This is a genomic window from Helicobacter hepaticus ATCC 51449 (assembly GCF_000007905.1).
In the GTDB taxonomy this organism is placed as follows: domain Bacteria; phylum Campylobacterota; class Campylobacteria; order Campylobacterales; family Helicobacteraceae; genus Helicobacter_C; species Helicobacter_C hepaticus.
In genome coordinates this window covers 1,752,974-1,770,380 of the sequence record NC_004917.1, presented here as the reverse complement: position 1 = coordinate 1,770,380, position 17,407 = coordinate 1,752,974, and the positions used below count along the sequence as shown (strand labels likewise).

Genomic DNA, 17,407 nt, shown 5'->3' with positions numbered 1-17,407 from the left:
ACTAAAACGAAAGTGCAATTTGTGCTTTTGTGCTAAAACCGGGTTCATAGAGTGGTGTGCCTTCTCCTTTTGAAAAGAGTTCCTTAAGCGGACTCATAGGGTTTATGTAAGTTTGATTTGTAAGATTTAAAAATGCTAAACGCACACTCAAATAAGACTTCACATCATAGGTTAAATAAAGATTATGCGTGTTATAGCCTTTTTTAGTTACAGATTCGGTATCATTATAATACATATTGTAACCTTGATAATTTATTCCCTCTACAAAACGACTAAGCCATAAAATACGAAATTGCGGTAGAAAGTCAAAAGGGCGGATTCCCGCACTCAAAAAATAACTTCTCCCACTTACGGCAGCAAGCTCAAAAGTATCAGTAATGAGTTTTTGCCTATATGTAGGAAAGCTTTGAGCAATACCCATATGCACATCAATAAAACTAAAATCTAGCCCCATACTCGCTTCATAGCCAATTATTCGTATAGCGCTAGCCATATTCTCACGAAAAGAATCACCGTGAGCATGAGTAGCACCATTTGTATGGCTACCTGAATTGACATAGCTATTGATAAAGTTTTTTAAATATTGATGATAGAGACTTATATGCACACTAAAGAGGCTATTATCATAATCCATATTAAGCTCTGTGTTATACATTCCTTCTGCTTTTAATGGAGTAATTTTTACGTGAGGATTTGAGAGCAATGAAGCATCAAGAGGCATAGCTCCACGTGTATTATAATTTTGTGTGATTTTAAAGCTAAGTTCATTTGTTGGAGCATAAAGAAGCGAGATATAAGGGCTAAATCCTTGAGTATTATGCCTTGTATTAACTTTATCACGATAAGTGAAGACATCATAGCGCGAACCTACATCAAGGCTTAGAGATTCTAAAAAGTTAAAATTTGCTCCAATAAATCCGCCATAAATAGCACCTAATTCGTGTCCTTGATTATTATCATCTCTATCGTGTCCATCAAGATTGTGTTCTTTGGTAGTGATAAGCTGATAGTTTAAACCATATTTTATATAATGACGCACAGGGCTAAAGTAGTGTTTCAACATTATATCGCTTCCAAGATGATGCAAACTTAAATCGTGTGCTTTTTCGTGATCAGTGCTAGATACTGCTCCAATAGGTGAAAGTGTAAGATTCTTATATGAATAAAAAGTATTCCACAATAAAGTAAAATTATCAGTTGGCACATAAGCGTATTGTGTGCTTATGGCGTGAGAAAAGAGGGTATTATCATAAAGTTTTGGATCTTGGCTAAGCAAAACATTAGCACCATAGGGAGCTATGGCATTTACATTATTAAAATGATAGTTAAGGTTAAGCGAATGATTTGCATTAGGAAGAAAACTTAATTTAAAAAGTGCATTATGCGAGCGCGTTTTAGAGGAGGAGACCTTGTCTCCATTTCCTGCACGATAATAAGGCACATCATCAAAGCTATAGCTTGCGAGCAAACCTATATTCTCTGTAATTTTCCCGTATGTAGCAAGAGCGGTGTCTATACCTTTATTGCTTTGTCCTCCTAATACAAAATGTGCCCCATAACTGCGATTTGGTAAGAGCATATCAAACGCATTTTTTGTTATGATATTAATCCCCCCTGCAAGTGCACCTGCACCATCTTCTGGTTTTGCTAAACCTTTTTCTATCTCTATGCTTTTAATTAAAAATGGGTCAATAAGAAGGTTGCCTTGGTGATGAAAGAGATTTCCTCCTTGCGTGATTCCATCAAGCCTCACACGAAACATTCTATCTTCAAAGCCTCTCACGTAGAGTTTTTGTGCAATTTGTGCACCACCGCCAACTTGTATCTCGGCGTCTTTGGCAAAGATATCTCGGAGATTATTTGCTTGCGTATGGGTAAGAAAGGTATCATCTATAACGCTTATATTAGCATTGCTGATAGGGTGAGCTGCTGAAATAAGGGGAGAAAGTTTTGTGGAAGAAAGTGTTTCATCGGCAAAAAGTATGCTACTGCAAATTGATGCAAAAGTAAAACTTAAAATAGGTGAACCTTTAAAAGAAGAAAGTATCATAAAAAAACCTTTATATAAAAATAAAGTGTGAAGTGTATCACATTTTATAAAATGTAGCAACACGTTTTATAAAATGTGATAGAATCTAAATATTTTCACTTAAAGGAGTTTTTATGGAATGTCCTTATTGTAAGCATTCACTTTCTCATAGTGAGGTTGTATCATTACTTAAAAGCCTTGATAAAGCAAAAAAAGATTGTCAAGTATGCCATAAGCCATTTATTGGAAGTAAAAGTGCAAAAACTTGCTCAAGTGCTTGTCGTTCAAAAGCATATAGAATCCGCAAAGCAGCACAGATTCATTAAATCTTAATATAAAATAGGGAAGTTATGGTGGAGCTGTGGGGAGTTGAACCCCAGTCCAAAAGCTTGAGCTTCTTAAGAATCTACATGTTTAGTAGGTATTGTTTTCTTTTCGTGGTTATCCAACACCCCAAGATAAATCCCACAAGCAACCTTATTCTTTTCTTTTTGCTAAGGTATGACAAAAAGAGCATCTAGCAAAGATTACAGCTTGAAAGATTCTAGCTAGATTAGAAGTTCTTAAGCCGACTCCAAAAGTGTGATAAACTTACGCGACTTTTGCGTAAGCTGGAGCGTAATTTGCGTTGTTTGCGTTTATTTATTTGTGGTAGTTTTAGAGCTTACCAGCTCACATGCACTTAAGTCTCTTTGCTCCTGTCGAAAGCCAATCAGCCCCGCAGATTCTGTATAGATTTTATCTAACAGGGCGTGGATTATAATCTTTTTCATTATGTTTGTCAATGCTGCACTTTAGGCTTTTTATTAATAAAACTTATAAACACTAAACTCCCTACAAAGCCAAGTAATGCACCTGCACATACTTGAATTGGCGTGTGCCATAAACTGATAATACGAGCATAACCTACCATAAATGCTAAAAATATAAAAAATATACCCCATTTTTTGCTCATATATTGCCACGCAAATGCTGCAGCAATAAACGCCGCTGTCGTATGCCCACTAGGAAAACCTTTAAACTCACCATTAATTGGACGCTTTGCAATGTGGGCAATGTTTTCTACCCATACATTATCCATAAAATAATTTGCCATATAAAAAAAGGTATATTTACAAACAAATGCAATACCCAAAATAACAGCCGTAATTACTATAAAATATTTTAAGAGTATATATCGTTTTTGCAAAAGCCATACTAACCCAAGAGGAAAAAGCATAAAACGAAATACATCGCTATATAATTTTGGTTCATAAAGCCATAAAATTAAAGCACATACGCTTATGAGACACATTGCAAGATTACTGGCTTTTGGAGTAAGATATAAAGGAGAGTTCATAATGCCCCTTTAAGTAGAATGAGTTTTATTGGATATATTATCCATTACACTGACAACTTCTTGCAAACGTTCCATATCAAAATGCGTATAAATACGACTTGTATTTAAATCCGAATGTCCAAGTGCTTCTTGCACCATTACTAAATCGTGTTTTTGCTGATAGAGCAGGGTAGCAAAAGAGTGCCGTAGCATATGTGCGCCATTTTTTTCTTTACGAATCCCTGCTTGAGTTAAAATATTCTCCACATTTTTATAAATATAGCTCTGCGTGAGGGCTTTTCCCTTGGCATTACAAAAGAGTAAATCGTGCATTGGAGAAAAACCCAAACGTTGCGTAAGCCAGGTATTAAGAAGATTCTGAATATGGGATTGTCGTATCATTACTACACGCGGCTTGTTGCCTTTACCGCGAATACTTATAAGATAGCAGTCTTTAGCTGGTAAAATATCTTTACAGCGGAGATTAAGAGCTTCACTTACGCGTATGCCTGTATAAACAATGAGTTTGATAATAAGTTTGTTACGCGCAGCGACTTTTTCCCCAAGTTGAGATTCATCAATAGCGCGCAAGAATTGTTCTAATTCTTTTTGATTTAAAAATGAGGGGAGTTTTTGTCCACTTTTGCCTTGTAATGAGCTGATTTTGAGTGTAATATCATATACATAAGATGCACCATCACTCTCATTTTGCTTATCAATATAACCAAAAAAACCAATGAGAGCAATGCGATAGTTTTTTTTACTTGCGTTAGAAAGAGCACTTGTCTCCACACTTAAAAAATCGCTTAATACTTCCTCATCAATATCCTCCATTGTATCAATAGAGCTTTGCGTAAGGAAAGCGTAAAGTTTGAGTAGCGGGGTAGAGTAAGTATTAATCCCTATCATACCCGCTTTTCTCGCTTTTTTACAGATATTTTCTAATTCATCTATATTACTTATTTTATCATTACTTAATGTATTTATTGCCTGAAGAATGCTTGATTTATCATTTACTTGATGGTTAGATAGTGTTGTAAGCTTATAACGTATAAATCTCGTAATCCAAAAAAGCAAACTAGAAGAAAATTCATTTTTATAATTAAGCGGATATTTCATTTGTTTGTCATTTTCCTTATTCTTGTGCCTTTGCCCGAGTAAATATCAAAATTACAGGATTATACGATTTTGTATCTCTCAAGTCAAGATTACAAGGTTTGTGTTTGAATTAGTTATGAAAACTATACTTTTCAAACTTTTTTATCTCAATCCACTCTCCATACAACAAGCTAAAAAAGAAAATTTTTACCATAAAAATTCATTAATTATAGTAAAATTGAATTTTCAAAAGGAGAAAGGAGAATTGATGAAGAATGTTTTACTTCCTATTGCAAGAGGATTTGAAGAAATTGAGTTAGTATCTGTGGCAGATATTTTAAGACGCGCAGGTGTGCGGGTGGTAGTCGCTAGTCTTGATTCTCATAAACGCGTTTTGGGAGCACATCATATTGTAATCGAAGCGGATTCTGCCTTGCCCGAGCTTGAAATGGAACATTTCAATGCTATTGTCCTCGCAGGAGGTTATAATGGAATGCAAAATCTTGCCAACAATGAACTCATTAAGCTATGGCTCACGACCTTTAAGCAAGAACAAAAGCTCATAGCTGCAATTTGTGCCTCCCCTATCGTGCTTGATAAGGCGGGGGTGCTTGAGGGTGAATTTACTTGTTATCCTGGTTGCGAAAATCAAATCAATATGCAAGGCAAAAATAGAAATGCGGAAGCGGTAGTAAAAAATGGTAATATTATCACTTCAGTTGGTCCTGCTACAGCAAATGTATTTGCCCTTACTATCGTAAAAGAACTTTGTGGCGGAGAAAAAGCACAAGAGCTTTATGAAGAATTGCAAATGCCCTCTCTCAAGGCGTACTTATAAAACAAAATGTAAACACAAGAGAATATTAAGCATTTTTAGAAATTTAACCCTTAATAGAATCTAGAATCTGAGTTATTTAATAAGAATATCTTGGTAGAAAGTTGTTATTGGCGAATATAAAATAGTTTTGCATTTACTTATAATGTATCATATACCTGCATACTCACGCAATGTAAACTGCCGTGCCATAAAATCAATGAGCGACAATCCACACCCACTACCCTGCGTGTAGGCAATGCGAGAGAGAGAATCTCAAGTGCCTTTTTATCATTTTTATCCCCATAAGTTGGCACAAGCAAACCTCCATTGACAAAAAGGAAATTTGCATAGCTCGCAGGTAGCCGTTGTCCTTGTTCATCATAAATAGCTTGAGTAAAAGGCAGAGGAATAAGCTTATATGGCTCTCCATTAGATTGTTTTAAAGCGCGTAGCTCCGCCTCCATACTCTTAAGAGATTCAAAATGCTCATCTTGCTTATCATCACAAGTGATGTAAGCAATCGTATCCTCACTAATAAAACGCGCTAGTGTATCAATATGACTATCTGTATCATCTCCTGCAAGATAGCCTTGTGTAAGCCACAATACAGAATCTAATCCAAAATACTCTTTAAGCTTAGATTCTATTTCATCTTGGCTAAGATGAGAATTGCGATTTTTTTCAAGGAGACATTGTGTATTAGTAAGCAATACCCCTGCCCCATTGCTTTCTATACTGCCACCCTCAAGAATCATATCAGTTTTTATGGGACGATAAGATGAAAAAATTCTTTTTACAAGTGGCGATAAATGAGTATTTTTGAAAGCTTCACAAACAATATTTTGCGTAATTTGATTGTCATAATTTGCAGGATATTTTAGCCCCCAACCATTAAAGACAAAATCAAATAGGGCTATGCCCCCCTCTGCTTCCACGCTAATACCTCCAAAATCCCTCGCCCAAGTATCATTTGTGGGCACACGAACAATATGAAGCCCATATTGTTGATTATACGATTTAAATGTCTCATTTTGGGCAAATGTAATATGTTTTTTAAAATGTGTGTGCAATAATGCCATTCCCTCATCATCATTAATATCCACACAAAGTATTACTGATTCAAAATATAGAATCTGCTCTATAATACGCACAAAACATTCTCGAGCTACCTCAATATGTATTGCCCAATCGCTATTTTTGTGCGGAAAAGCCATTAATATAGCTATTTGTTCCTCCCATTCCGCCTTAAGTCTATATTTGATTTTTTTCATAGATAATCCTTTAAACTTCTTATGTATAATCTTAGCATACTTTGGAATTTTTAAGGAATTTGCTTATGATCTTAAGCATAGAATCAAGCTGCGATGATAGCTCACTTGCCCTAATGAGCATTAATGATGCTTCGCTTCTTTATCATATCAAACTTTCTCAAGATGAAGAACATAGCACTTATGGTGGGATTGTGCCAGAAATTGCTTCAAGACTTCACGCTCAAAGACTTCCAGAGATTCTAAAAAAGCTCAAAGCATTTCTCAATAACGATTTATCTCCTATTAAAGCAGTCGCGGTAACCACGCGTCCGGGACTAAGTGTAACACTCATTGAAGGTTTGATGATGGCAAAGGCACTTTGTCTTGGTTTGCAAGTGCCGCTTATTTGTGTTAATCACCTTAAGGGACATATTTATTCGCTTTTGATTCATAAAGCCACTTCAGATATGCAAGCCATTCTCCCTAAAAACACCTCTCTACCCCAACCTCTTGGCATTTTGCTTGTATCTGGCGGGCATACACAGATTCTCCATATGCGCGATTTTAATGCCATAAGCCTTATCGCTCAAAGCCTTGATGATAGCTTTGGGGAAAGCTTTGATAAAGTAGCTAAATATTTGGGATTAGGTTATCCGGGTGGTCCTGTTATAGAATCTTATGCTACAACTTTTATGCGCGACTTTCCACATATTGCGCCTCATAGTTTTCCTGTGCCACTTTTGCATAATCAAAAACTACAATTTAGCTTTTCGGGTTTAAAAAATGCCGTAAGACTTGCCATTCAAGCTCTACCCCAACCTCTTAGCCTCAAAGATAGAGGAAGTATCTGTGCAGGATTCCAACAAAGCGCGTGTGAACATATCGTGCGCAAAGTAAGATTATATTTTCAAAGCGCGCAGGCACAAGATTTAGAACATTTTGCTATTGTAGGAGGAGCAAGCGCAAATACATACCTACGCACCACCCTAAATGAGCTTTGTGAGGAGTATAATAAACAGCTTCATCTCGCTGACCTTGCTTTTTGTGCTGATAATGCAGCAATGATTGGCGTGTGTGCCATAGAGCATTATAAAAGGGGAGATTTTACACCCATAGATGAAGCGCAAATCTCGCCTAAAAGTTTGCTAAATGATTTTTTATAAGTTTATCCTAAAATTCAAGTCCAACTTCTGCTAAAACTTGAAAATTTTGCGTAGCAGGATAATTAAGGTTATTTGACATCTCCGAAGCAGCAAAATTTTGATATTTGTAAATACCTCTGACATAATAGCCCATACTTTGATTAAAATTAGACACATACGCCAAACTTGCCTTAATCATATAGTTTGTGCCTGTAAAATCTGAAATCACACCCACGTCTCTAAATCTATAATTACTCTTTTGGTTGATAATATAGTAATATCCAAGCAAATATTCTATCTTTGATGAGGACTGCAAAGTTGTTGAGCCATTTATCTCTGCACCTGCATAATGCCAAGACATTGCCAAACCTTTTTATCGTCTTTTTTGTAATTTGAGAAAATACCGCCTGTGTAGAGAGAGAAATTTTCAAAACCATACACCCCTGTGATAAAAATAGGCACCGATACGCTAGAGACATTCACGCCAAGCTTTATATCACCTGCAAGTGTGCTAGAAGTCGTTTTGCCCTTATAGTCTTTATTTGCAAAATATGATTCTTTTGCTTCTGCCCTTCCTATGCCAACTTGTCCATTAGCTTCAGCTAAGATTCTATATCCAACTAATCTTCCGCTTAGGGCAAAATAACCTCCAGAATTTCCTATATGAGCGTCTTTAGCAACAAATGTTTGATAAAGTGGTATGCCCACACCTACACGCAATGACTTACACAATGTTTCCTCACAGCTTAAAGCAAAAACTTGACTTACACTAAAGATGCCTACATAAAGAGTTAGGAATCTAAAAATGAAATTGTGGAATTTATACATAATTCCCTCCTTTTAAAGCATAAAATATGAAGTTATACTTCTTTGTATCAAAGCATAACGGCTAAATTCTAAAAAATTTTTTTAATCTTATAACTTAAATAGCGTTTTTTTTTTTTTGTAAATTTAAGAAAGTGTTACAAAAGGTAAAATTACTTTTATCTTTTAAGAGAGTTCAAGCATTCTATCAAGGGCGATTTTTGCCCATTTTTGAATCTCATTATCCAAAAACACTTCATTAATAGGCTTATTATCTTCAAAAGCAAGAAGCACATCACGCACATCTTCAAGAGTTGTTTCATTCATTGTGGGACATTGAGGCTTACTTGAGCTAAGGACAAAGGTTGTTTGTTTGCCATTATATTTAGGACGCAAACGATTGACAAGATTAAATTCTGTGCCTACTGCCACTTTTTGCTCTAAAGGCAAATTTTGCACATAAGCAATGATTTGACTTGTCGAGCCAACAAAATCAGCAAGTTCTACGACACTCGGGTCGCATTCAGGATGCACGACAATTTTAATATCTGCAAATTTTTCACGATAAAAGGTAATATCTTGTGGCGTGAAAAGCTGATGCACAGAACAGAATCCATCATAGCAAATCACATCAGCGCTAAGCACTTTTTCTTTGTCATCTGTGCCCAATATCGCGGATTTTTTGCTATTTAAACGAGCGAGATTCTCTCCCAGACATTTATCAGGGAGAAAAAATATCTTTTTGCCCTGCTCCTTTGCAAAATTAAAAATCTTATGAGCATTTGCACTTGTGCAAACAAGCCCTCCCATTTGAGCAACTTTTGCTTTAACATCAGCATTTGAATTAATATAAGTAATAGGAAAGATAGAATCTTTACTTAAGCCATAGGATTGCAAAAGAGCAATGCTTTCATCATAATAATCACTATCTATCATTCTTGCCATAGAACAACACGCTAAACGAGGCATAATCACACGCTTTTGTGGAGCAAGCACCTTAACGCTTTGTCCCATAAATGCTACACCACAAAATACAATGAGATTTTTCTCACTCGCTGAAGCCTTACGGGAAAGCTCCAAACTATCTCCACATAAATCTGCCAAGGCAACAATTTCATCTTTTTGATAATAATGTGCTACCAAAAGCCCATTGAGTTTATGGAGTAAATCTTTAATTTCATTGGTGAGTGTGGCTGACATAACTATTCCTTAAATTTATATAATTTTATGTATGAGTGCCTATGTCTTGAGCAAATTTAACTTTTTCATTAATATGCACATCTGGAATCATCTGCTCCATAAAAAGCACAATAGTTGAACCCATTTTAAACATTCCCAATTCCTCACCCTTTTTTATTGTAATAGGTGTGCGGTAAGTATAGCAAATATCGTGTGATTTGGCATTACTCTCAACTCTGCCCTCAAAATGCATTACTATACTTCCCACATTAAGTGCGCCTATGGCGACAAAATACAGCCATTTGTTTGTTGATGTTTTGCCTACTACTACTACGCGTTCATTTCGGGCAAAAAGACTTTGATTTTTTTGTAAAGATGGTAGATTCACAGGAAGCAGCTCCCCGCCAAAATATCGCACCTCATAAATCTCCATATCACAAGGTGCGTGATAACGATGATAGTCTTTTGGTGAGAGATAAAAATTTATATAATAGAACTCCCTATCAAGCTTTTGTCCTAAAAGCTCTTCAACAGAATATTCCATACCTTTGATTTGGAGAGCATTTTTTTGCGTGCTTTTGCCCATTTGAGTTATCAGAGAATCACAAGGCGCAACAAGCACAATAGGATTAGGATTAATCGTGCGCTCACTTGTAAGTGCTCGTGTAAAAAGTGCATTGAGCGAAGCATAGCTAGAAGCAGGAGCAAATTCACCAAGCTCAATGTGAAAGATTTTCACATACACGGCATTAATAAGATTCTGTAATGGAGAGGGAAACTCATAAGATGCGAAATGTCCAAAGAGCCGTGAGATTTTATTAGAAAGATTCATACTTCACCTCGTTTTTGAGTTGTTTTAGGTTGCTTATGTCCGCGTATAGCAAGGGCATAGAAAAATGGAGTATCACATAAAGCAAGAAAAGCTTTTATGCAAAAATCTGCAAAAACCATAGCCATAACTTGCTCCCAAGGATATATAAATAAAAACGCAATATGAAAGAAAATCATTGTATCAATAAATTGTGCAATTATTGTGCTTGCGTTATTGCGAAGCCACCATAAACGTGGAAAGCGACTTTTAAGATAAAAGAATATATGCACATCAAGATTCTGTGAGACAAAAAAGGCACACACACTTGCAATGGCTATGCTTAGCTCACTTGCTAAAAGTGAGGGAATAAAAGCAAGTATAAGCCCACACCAAAGTATTTTTAATACTTGAATCTTATTATATTTCTCACTCAATATATCTATGAGTAAAAAGCTCATAGGATAAGTCAAAGCCCCATAAGTGAGCGGCGTATCAAGCACAGGATATTGCACACTATAATTTGCTAAAACAATTATGCAAGCAAAAAGTAATGAGCTACCTATAAAAACCCAAATGCTCATCTCTCTCACCTTTATCTCCTCTTATTCACTTTCATTCTTTATTCTCTATAGGAGTGGATTCTATATGAGAATCGCCTTGTAATGAAAGCTTTTCTAATATCTGCTTTGAAAGTTGCGAATTATAACTAATGAGGCTGTTTTTTAGCTGAAGCTCCCACAAATCAAATCCCTCACGCATTTGTCGTTTAAACTCATCTTCATTTATCATCTCATCAACACTATTTATAGCATAATCACTTGCCACAAAAAATCCAATTGCACATAAGGGTGCAAATACGCCACATACTATTGAGCCTCCTGCTCCTACTGCTCCTGATAAACTCTTTTTTGCTACGCTTTTGCTCACAGCTTTGGCAGTAGATTTGGCAAGTGCTTTGCCCGAAGTTTTGAGAATCATCGCTCCTATTACGCTTGCTCCTAAAAGAGCTGCTACACCATCAGTAGCACGAGGAGAGAGTGAGCTAATTTGTGCATTTATATCTTTAAATGAAAGGGCAAAGGAAATAGTAGCATTAGAAGGTTTTTTATGCGTTGTAAAAAAGCTAAAGCTCTGCTCCAAGCGAAGCTTAAGATTTTCAATATGTGTGTCATATATACCATTTAAATGCTCTTGCAAATCATAGGGCGTATAAGATTTAAGTAAAAAAAGGAATTGTTCTTGTGCAATGTCTTCTCCTTTACCAATGGCGGCATAAAAAAGCCTTGTATATTCGCCACGCACACTAAAATACCATTTTGAATATTCATCAATAATACGCTCTTTTTGAGCAAGATATTCATTTATACTTTCTTGTGTTGTGAAGTTTAAGCTTTGTTGAAAATCATTCACATTTTCTTCAAATCTTTGATGTAAAGACAGCAAATCTTTGGTATGGATAAAAGTATGTGCTCCTTGGATACTTAGCTCAATGTATTGATTATTATGTGATAAAAGTTGTGTGCTTAAAAGCGTAGGAAGATCTTTATTGGATTTCGCTAAAGGCTGGAGATGAATGCTGATATTAAAAGCAATATACAAAAAAATTAAGAAAAAAAGCATTGCAAAAAATTGTTTTAAAGAAAGGAGATTCTCTTGTCCTAAAGGAGCAGATTCTTTACACGATTTGTTTCCTATGCAAAGCAAGGCAAAACTTGCAAATGAGGCAAAATGTCCGCATATAAAAAGCAGATTAAGTCCAATATGCAAATAAGTATCTGCTACGCTTTGATACAATACATCAAGCACAGCTTTTTTTAAAAGCACAAAACCAAAAAATTCCTGCCACCATTGGCAAGTCATTTCGGAGACACCATAATTATGCAAAAGACTTTGATAGTGAGATTGTATATCAAGCGTATGAGAAATTGAATCTCCATAAGAATGAATGAACATTTCACCTATGCACGCTAAAAGTGCGCAAAAAATCGCCGTATATTTTTTGGCAATTGTGGGAGCAAAATCTGCGCTGATATTGGCTTTACAAATAAAATTTATCACTCTTAGGCTATATATGCTAAGAGGCACAAGGAGACAAAAAATTAAAATATCTCCACCGCTAGGAAATACAAGCATAAAAAAGAGCGGCACACTCCCAATAAGAGCAATAAAAAAAGTGGTTACCTTCACAAATAAAAATCGCCCAAAATAGCGATACAATAGAGAATCTTGCCTGTAATAAGCCTTTATTATGGCTTGTTTTTTTATTTTTAAAATTCCATAGCTTTGCATAAAAAGTGCGATAAATTGCCCAATAAAAGCGACATAAAGAAGCACACATAATTGAGGATAGAATCCCACACATAAAATACAAAGGATACTTAATATAAAAAGTAAGAGAGGCAAAAATTGTTTCATTGTTATTAAAAGTAAGTTCCTTATATTTAACATTTAGATGAAAGATTCTATCTAAAAGAAATTGCTTTGAGCTTAAATAAAGGACAATTATGACTTATCAAAAAGTCTATTTATACATTGACTAAGGGCTTTCTTGCGATGAGAAATGGTATTTTTAGCGCTCATATCAAACTCTGCTAAAGTAAGAGATTGGGGATTATGTTCAGCAGGTATAAAAAGTGGGTCATAGCCAAAACCCTCATTACCGCGCATCTCATTTATCACTTCACCATTGAGTATTCCTTCAAAATGCTCTATGACACATTGCTCTAATGGTGGGAGCGTATATGTGCAAAAATAAGGTTTAATAAAGATAAGGGCAATATGTGCGACAAAAAAAGCGGGGGTGGGAGCGCAATGTGTAAGTGCATTCAGAAGACAATAGAGATTTGCTTCATCTGTGTTTTTATATTGCATAGATGCAAATTGTTTATGATGTGCGTATCTCGCACTATAAATACCCGGCTCTCCATTAAGCACAGGAACACATAAACCGCTATCTTCAGCTATAATAGCTAAAGGCTGTGCAAACAAATTGCGTATGTTTTCCTGCATTGTGCTTTGTGAAAGAGTATAAAGAGCTTGATATATGGCTTTTACCTTAAGGGTAGCATTTTCCTTAAAACTATTGCCATTTTCTGCTATCTCAAAAGTTTCTAAAAGCTCTCCATAAGCATAAACTTTTACTTTTTCTTTCACATTTTTAAGCATTGCTTGAAATTCACAAATCTTATGTTGGTTTGCACTAGCTAAGACAATAACCATTTTTACTCCTTAATGCCAATACTTACGAGGTGGTAACATTCTTCCTCTATGTGTGAGAGTGCCGATTTGACGCACAAAGATTCTATGCCTTAGGGCTTGTCGCTTTAATCTTAAAATATCTTTGGGAGATACAGCAAGGAGCATTTCATATTCTTCTCCGCTGTGTAAAAGCATCTTGATATGTGGGCGAAAAAGAGGGATAGATGGCTTAAAATAAAGATGATTGATTGTGCAAAGACGTGTAATTTCACTTAAGATTCCATCAGAAATATCCATACCTCCTTTTAAAAATGGTGCACAATGATACACAAAGTTTTTACGAATATATGGCATTAAAAATCTGCCTTTGGGATATAAAATACGATTTTTAGGTTGGTAAAGGAGGTTTTTTAGCACTTTATAACTTTGAGTGATAGTATGCCGTGGATATTTATCGCAAGTATAAAAAAGCACTGAACCTGCAGGAATTTTATCACGATAGAGCGTGTGTTTATGGGCTATTCCAAAAAAAGTAATATGAATCTGTAAATTTTGAGAACTAATGGTATCGCCCCCGATAAGTTTTACATTATATTTGCGACAAAAATCTCCCACGCCTCGAACAAAATCTTTAATCTCTATTTTAGTCCAATATTTAGGCAAGCTAATACTTAGCATTGCATAAGCAGGAGTAGCATTCATCGCTATAATATCAGAACAATTAACCAAAAAAGCCTTAAAAGCAAGTTGGTAAGGTGTAAACCAATGTGTAAGAAAATGCACTCCTTCACAAAAACTATCCATACCGACAACAAAAGGCGAAATATTTGCTTTTTGTTGCACTTTAGAATGAGTATTTATATGGATAGCTGTCTGCAAATAATGTGTTTTGATATGCGCTTTATGTGAGCGATAAGACTTATTAAATTGTCCTTGTGGAAAAAACACACAACAATCATCACCTATTCCTTGTGTAATTCCCTCTGATTGTAATGTATGAATAAAAAATGATTCTCTATCAAATCTTATCACAACCTAGCCTTCAATTTTGAGGCTCAAATCAAGCCATTGAGCTTGATGAATAAGTGAGCCTACACTAATAGCATCTACACCGCTAGAAGCATATTGCACAATATTTTTAAGATTAATATTACCACTTGCTTCAATGCAAATATAAGGTGCATTTGCATTGCGATATGCTACTACTTCTTTAATCTCCTCTATACTCATATTATCGCACATAATTACATCTGCTTTGGCTTGTATCGCCTCTTTTGCCTGTTTGTAATTTTCGCATTCTATTTCAATAGGACACATAAATGGCAATCTTTCTCTTGCGGTGCTAATAAGTTCTTTAAGATTCCCAGCATAAGCTAAATGTGTATCTTTTAACATAAGCATACTATCAAGCCCAAAACGATGATTATGCCCCCCACCATTAACAATAGAATATTTTTCAAGTTGGCGCAACAATGGACGGGTTTTACGTGTATCAAGAAGTTTAACGTGCATATCCTTTATTAATCTCACATAAGAAGCCGTGAGAGTAGCTATTCCACTACTATGAGCGAGAATATTGAGCAACACACGTTCTAGCTGTAAAATATGGATATGACTTCCTTTTATATTACATAAAATCGCGCCTTTTGCAAAGGATTCGCCATCTGAATATGATGATACAAGGGCAAGTTGAAAATGCTCAAGCATTGCTTTAAGATATATTTCCCCAGAAAATACACCCTCTTGTTTGGCAATGATATAAGCTTGAACTTCCTTATCGGTTGCAAAAAGAGCGTATAAATCTCCTCTGCCCAAATCTTCATCAAGAGCTTTTTTAATAAAGTCTTTAATATGATGTTGCAACATTGTGTGCCTTTGGCTTTTTTTAAATAATTAAGAGTAAGATAATAGCATAATTGAAGCAATATTCGCACAAAGGCTTATAAAGCCGCGCGAATATTGAAAAGTATTAAAGGAATTATTTTTTGTGAATCCCATTAATGTAGAATTTAAATGATTGTAAGCCTTCTTTAAGCGCCCATTCATAAGCTCTTGATACAAATGCCCAATTAATATGTTTCCAAAATGCTTCCAAATATGCAGGACGTGCATTTCTATGATCAATATAATAAGCGTGTTCCCACACATCAACAACCAAAAGCGGCACTTTAGAATCCGTAGCCGGTGTGGCTGCATTACTTGTTTGCACAATTTCAAGCTTTTTACTTTGTGTATTATATACGAGCCAATTCCAACCTGAACCAAAAAGAGTTGTGCTTGAAGCAAGGAATTTTTCTTTGAAAACATCTAATGAACCAAATTCAGCATTAATAGCAGCACTTAATTCCGCACTTAGCGCACTTTCTTTAGGGCTTAAGCAATCCCAATAAAAGTCGTGATTATACACTTGAGCTGCATTATTAAAAATACCACCACTTGATTTGAGGATAATATCGCCAAGCTCTGCGTTTTCAAACTCTGTCCCTTTAATGAGATTATTCAAGTTATTCACATAGGTTTGGTGATGCTTGCCATAATGATATTCAAAAGTCTGTTCGCTAATAAAACCATTAAACTCATTTTTACCATAAGGTAATTTACGTAATTCAAACATTTACTTTCTCCTTAATTTTGTTGTTTGCCTGCTAATTTTAGATTCTTTAAAAAGTTTAAAAAATCTAAACACTGACAAATGCGGAAATATTATAACTGAAATCTTTTAACCTTTAATCCACAACTTGATAAAATTCATTTTCTCCTACTCTACACTGCTTTAGCTTGCCTTTTTGACAGAGTTTATATAAAAGTGCTAAAGTATTGGAATCTAACATTTTTTGTGCGTCTATTGTGCTTAGAGGACGGCGTTTAATAAGTCCCAATAGCTCATTTGTACTATAAGATTGCAAAGTAAAATTTTGCTGTGTTTTATTATGCGTGCGTTTTGGAAGTGAAATATTGAGATGTGGATAAGCATAAAAATTTGCAGCAAGGGATTCTAGGCTTTCTTCGCTTATAGCCTCTACTTTATAAGCTGGTGGGCGGTCAATGCTTCCTATATCTACACGATGAATGGGTAATGTGGAGAGAAAGGCTGCAATAGCTTGGGCTTGGGTGTGCGTATCATTTATGTCTTTTACAAAAACCACTTCAGCGACAATCTCACCTTTAAATTCACTGCAAAATTGGACTATGCCCTCTTTGATTTTTGCCAAAGAAAGACTAGAATGTGGGCGGTCAATATGTTTAAATGCTTTCTCTTCAAGTGCATCACAAGAAAACTTAACAATATCAAGCTTTTTAAGACATTCGCGCACATCATCTCGCCATAATAACGAGCCATTCGTAAGCAAGAGTAGTTTTATAGAATTTGGCATAATATCTTTAAGAGCGCTAATAAGCTCTTTTAAATACGGATATAGCGTTGGTTCACCATTTGCAGTAAGTGTTAAAACATCACATTTATGCGCAACAATAGCTCTTTGAACGGCATTTACCACTTCATCAACAGATACTACTGCATTCATAGATTCTACGCTTTTTGCCTTTTGTAATTCACAATATACACAATCATAATTACACTGCTTTGTATAAGGCGATAAATCAACGCCAAGTGAGTGTCCAAATCGCCGCGAATGCACAGGACCAAATACGATTTCCATAACATTCCTTAATTTTATAAAAATCCAAATAAATTTAATGCACAAAGTATATCACATTTTCACATTTTGCGTTGTTTATTGATTAGCGAATCTTAATTTTTT

General features: G+C 35.5%; 18 protein-coding genes and 1 other RNA gene. 3 read left to right on the top strand and 16 right to left on the bottom strand.

Features of this window, described 5'->3' with window-relative positions:
• Position 1: 1 nt before the first annotated feature.
• On the bottom strand, positions 2 to 2,050 hold the full coding sequence (locus HH_RS08920) for a TonB-dependent receptor plug domain-containing protein (RefSeq protein WP_011116686.1): 2,049 nt from the start codon (positions 2,048 to 2,050) through the stop codon (positions 2 to 4).
• Between the two features lie 113 nt (positions 2,051 to 2,163).
• Here HH_RS08920 and HH_RS08915 point away from each other — a divergent pair, with 113 nt between their 5' ends.
• On the top strand, positions 2,164 to 2,355 hold the full coding sequence (locus tag HH_RS08915) for a hypothetical protein (protein WP_034328179.1): 192 nt from the start codon (positions 2,164 to 2,166) through the stop codon (positions 2,353 to 2,355).
• 25 nt (positions 2,356 to 2,380) lie between these two features.
• On the opposite strand, the gene ssrA is transcribed toward HH_RS08915, so the two are convergent.
• The 3 genes from ssrA to HH_RS08905 all read right to left on the bottom strand — a co-directional run bounded on the left by ssrA (position 2,381) and on the right by HH_RS08905 (position 4,466).
• Positions 2,381 to 2,749: a transfer-messenger RNA gene (gene ssrA, locus HH_RS09385) on the bottom strand.
• A gap of 61 nt (positions 2,750 to 2,810) precedes the next feature.
• On the bottom strand, positions 2,811 to 3,368 hold the full coding sequence (locus HH_RS08910; protein ID WP_011116685.1) for a phosphatase PAP2 family protein: 558 nt from the start codon (positions 3,366 to 3,368) through the stop codon (positions 2,811 to 2,813).
• Positions 3,369 to 3,377: 9 nt separating this feature from the next.
• The gene (locus HH_RS08905) at positions 3,378 to 4,466 is read right to left on the bottom strand and encodes a tyrosine-type recombinase/integrase (protein WP_011116684.1); all 1,089 of its coding nucleotides are present in this window, start codon (positions 4,464 to 4,466) and stop codon (positions 3,378 to 3,380) included.
• 244 nt (positions 4,467 to 4,710) lie between these two features.
• Between HH_RS08905 and HH_RS08900 the strand changes: the two genes are divergently transcribed.
• Complete coding sequence (locus tag HH_RS08900; RefSeq protein WP_226989495.1) at positions 4,711 to 5,283, top strand: DJ-1 family glyoxalase III; 573 nt, start codon at positions 4,711 to 4,713, stop codon at positions 5,281 to 5,283.
• A 137-nt stretch (positions 5,284 to 5,420) separates the two neighbouring features.
• Here HH_RS08900 and HH_RS08895 read toward each other — a convergent pair whose 3' ends face one another.
• A complete protein-coding gene (locus HH_RS08895; protein ID WP_011116682.1) occupies positions 5,421 to 6,533 on the bottom strand; it encodes an agmatine deiminase family protein in 1,113 nt (370 codons plus the stop codon).
• A gap of 65 nt (positions 6,534 to 6,598) precedes the next feature.
• Between HH_RS08895 and tsaD the strand changes: the two genes are divergently transcribed.
• Entirely contained in the window at positions 6,599 to 7,675 is a 1,077-nt protein-coding gene (tsaD, locus tag HH_RS08890; RefSeq protein ID WP_011116681.1) for a tRNA (adenosine(37)-N6)-threonylcarbamoyltransferase complex transferase subunit TsaD, read from the top strand.
• A gap of 7 nt (positions 7,676 to 7,682) precedes the next feature.
• Here tsaD and HH_RS08885 read toward each other — a convergent pair whose 3' ends face one another.
• The 11 genes from HH_RS08885 to HH_RS08835 form a co-directional block, all read right to left on the bottom strand.
• Entirely contained in the window at positions 7,683 to 8,015 is a 333-nt protein-coding gene (locus HH_RS08885; RefSeq protein ID WP_011116680.1) for a hypothetical protein, read from the bottom strand.
• Positions 7,985 to 8,482, bottom strand: a complete 498-nt coding sequence (locus HH_RS08880; protein ID WP_011116679.1) for a hypothetical protein — start codon at positions 8,480 to 8,482, stop codon at positions 7,985 to 7,987. The genes HH_RS08885 and HH_RS08880 overlap by 31 nt, the downstream gene beginning before the upstream one ends.
• 162 nt (positions 8,483 to 8,644) lie before the next feature.
• Positions 8,645 to 9,658, bottom strand: coding sequence for a quinolinate synthase NadA (gene nadA / locus HH_RS08875; RefSeq protein WP_011116678.1), 1,014 nt, complete (start codon positions 9,656 to 9,658; stop codon positions 8,645 to 8,647).
• Positions 9,659 to 9,683: 25 nt separating this feature from the next.
• Complete coding sequence (locus HH_RS08870) at positions 9,684 to 10,469, bottom strand: phosphatidylserine decarboxylase (protein WP_011116677.1); 786 nt, start codon at positions 10,467 to 10,469, stop codon at positions 9,684 to 9,686.
• A complete protein-coding gene (locus tag HH_RS08865) occupies positions 10,466 to 11,029 on the bottom strand; it encodes a queuosine precursor transporter (protein ID WP_041309431.1) in 564 nt (187 codons plus the stop codon). The genes HH_RS08870 and HH_RS08865 overlap by 4 nt, the downstream gene beginning before the upstream one ends.
• Positions 11,030 to 11,060: 31 nt before the next feature.
• The gene (locus HH_RS08860; protein ID WP_226989494.1) at positions 11,061 to 12,851 is read right to left on the bottom strand and encodes a hypothetical protein; all 1,791 of its coding nucleotides are present in this window, start codon (positions 12,849 to 12,851) and stop codon (positions 11,061 to 11,063) included.
• A 99-nt stretch (positions 12,852 to 12,950) separates the two neighbouring features.
• Positions 12,951 to 13,667: a non-canonical purine NTP pyrophosphatase gene (locus HH_RS08855; RefSeq protein ID WP_011116674.1), complete on the bottom strand. Its 717-nt coding sequence runs from the start codon at positions 13,665 to 13,667 to the stop codon at positions 12,951 to 12,953.
• 9 nt (positions 13,668 to 13,676) lie between these two features.
• Positions 13,677 to 14,678, bottom strand: a complete 1,002-nt coding sequence (locus HH_RS08850; RefSeq protein ID WP_011116673.1) for a thiamine-phosphate kinase — start codon at positions 14,676 to 14,678, stop codon at positions 13,677 to 13,679.
• A 3-nt stretch (positions 14,679 to 14,681) separates the two neighbouring features.
• Positions 14,682 to 15,512 carry a carboxylating nicotinate-nucleotide diphosphorylase gene (gene nadC, locus HH_RS08845; RefSeq protein WP_011116672.1) on the bottom strand — a complete coding sequence of 277 codons (831 nt, stop codon included), beginning with the start codon at positions 15,510 to 15,512 and terminating at the stop codon, positions 14,682 to 14,684.
• A 112-nt stretch (positions 15,513 to 15,624) separates the two neighbouring features.
• The gene (locus HH_RS08840; RefSeq protein ID WP_011116671.1) at positions 15,625 to 16,260 is read right to left on the bottom strand and encodes a superoxide dismutase; all 636 of its coding nucleotides are present in this window, start codon (positions 16,258 to 16,260) and stop codon (positions 15,625 to 15,627) included.
• A 112-nt stretch (positions 16,261 to 16,372) separates the two neighbouring features.
• Positions 16,373 to 17,305 carry a radical SAM protein gene (locus HH_RS08835; protein WP_011116670.1) on the bottom strand — a complete coding sequence of 311 codons (933 nt, stop codon included), beginning with the start codon at positions 17,303 to 17,305 and terminating at the stop codon, positions 16,373 to 16,375.
• Between the last annotated feature and the right edge of the window lie 102 nt (positions 17,306 to 17,407).

Coding starts and splice junctions, on each gene's coding strand:
- HH_RS08915 (WP_034328179.1), top strand. CDS start 2,164: ATGGAATGTCCTTATTGTAAGCATTCACTTTCTCATAGTGAGGTTGTA.
- HH_RS08910 (WP_011116685.1), bottom strand. CDS start 3,368: ATGAACTCTCCTTTATATCTTACTCCAAAAGCCAGTAATCTTGCAATG.
- HH_RS08855 (WP_011116674.1), bottom strand. CDS start 13,667: ATGGTTATTGTCTTAGCTAGTGCAAACCAACATAAGATTTGTGAATTT.
- nadA (WP_011116678.1), bottom strand. CDS start 9,658: ATGTCAGCCACACTCACCAATGAAATTAAAGATTTACTCCATAAACTC.
- HH_RS08905 (WP_011116684.1), bottom strand. CDS start 4,466: ATGAAATATCCGCTTAATTATAAAAATGAATTTTCTTCTAGTTTGCTT.
- HH_RS08880 (WP_011116679.1), bottom strand. CDS start 8,482: ATGTATAAATTCCACAATTTCATTTTTAGATTCCTAACTCTTTATGTA.
- HH_RS08840 (WP_011116671.1), bottom strand. CDS start 16,260: ATGTTTGAATTACGTAAATTACCTTATGGTAAAAATGAGTTTAATGGT.
- HH_RS08835 (WP_011116670.1), bottom strand. CDS start 17,305: ATGGAAATCGTATTTGGTCCTGTGCATTCGCGGCGATTTGGACACTCA.
- tsaD (WP_011116681.1), top strand. CDS start 6,599: ATGATCTTAAGCATAGAATCAAGCTGCGATGATAGCTCACTTGCCCTA.
- HH_RS08865 (WP_041309431.1), bottom strand. CDS start 11,029: ATGAGCATTTGGGTTTTTATAGGTAGCTCATTACTTTTTGCTTGCATA.
- HH_RS08895 (WP_011116682.1), bottom strand. CDS start 6,533: ATGAAAAAAATCAAATATAGACTTAAGGCGGAATGGGAGGAACAAATA.
- HH_RS08920 (WP_011116686.1), bottom strand. CDS start 2,050: ATGATACTTTCTTCTTTTAAAGGTTCACCTATTTTAAGTTTTACTTTT.
- HH_RS08870 (WP_011116677.1), bottom strand. CDS start 10,469: ATGAATCTTTCTAATAAAATCTCACGGCTCTTTGGACATTTCGCATCT.
- HH_RS08885 (WP_011116680.1), bottom strand. CDS start 8,015: ATGTCTTGGCATTATGCAGGTGCAGAGATAAATGGCTCAACAACTTTG.
- nadC (WP_011116672.1), bottom strand. CDS start 15,512: ATGTTGCAACATCATATTAAAGACTTTATTAAAAAAGCTCTTGATGAA.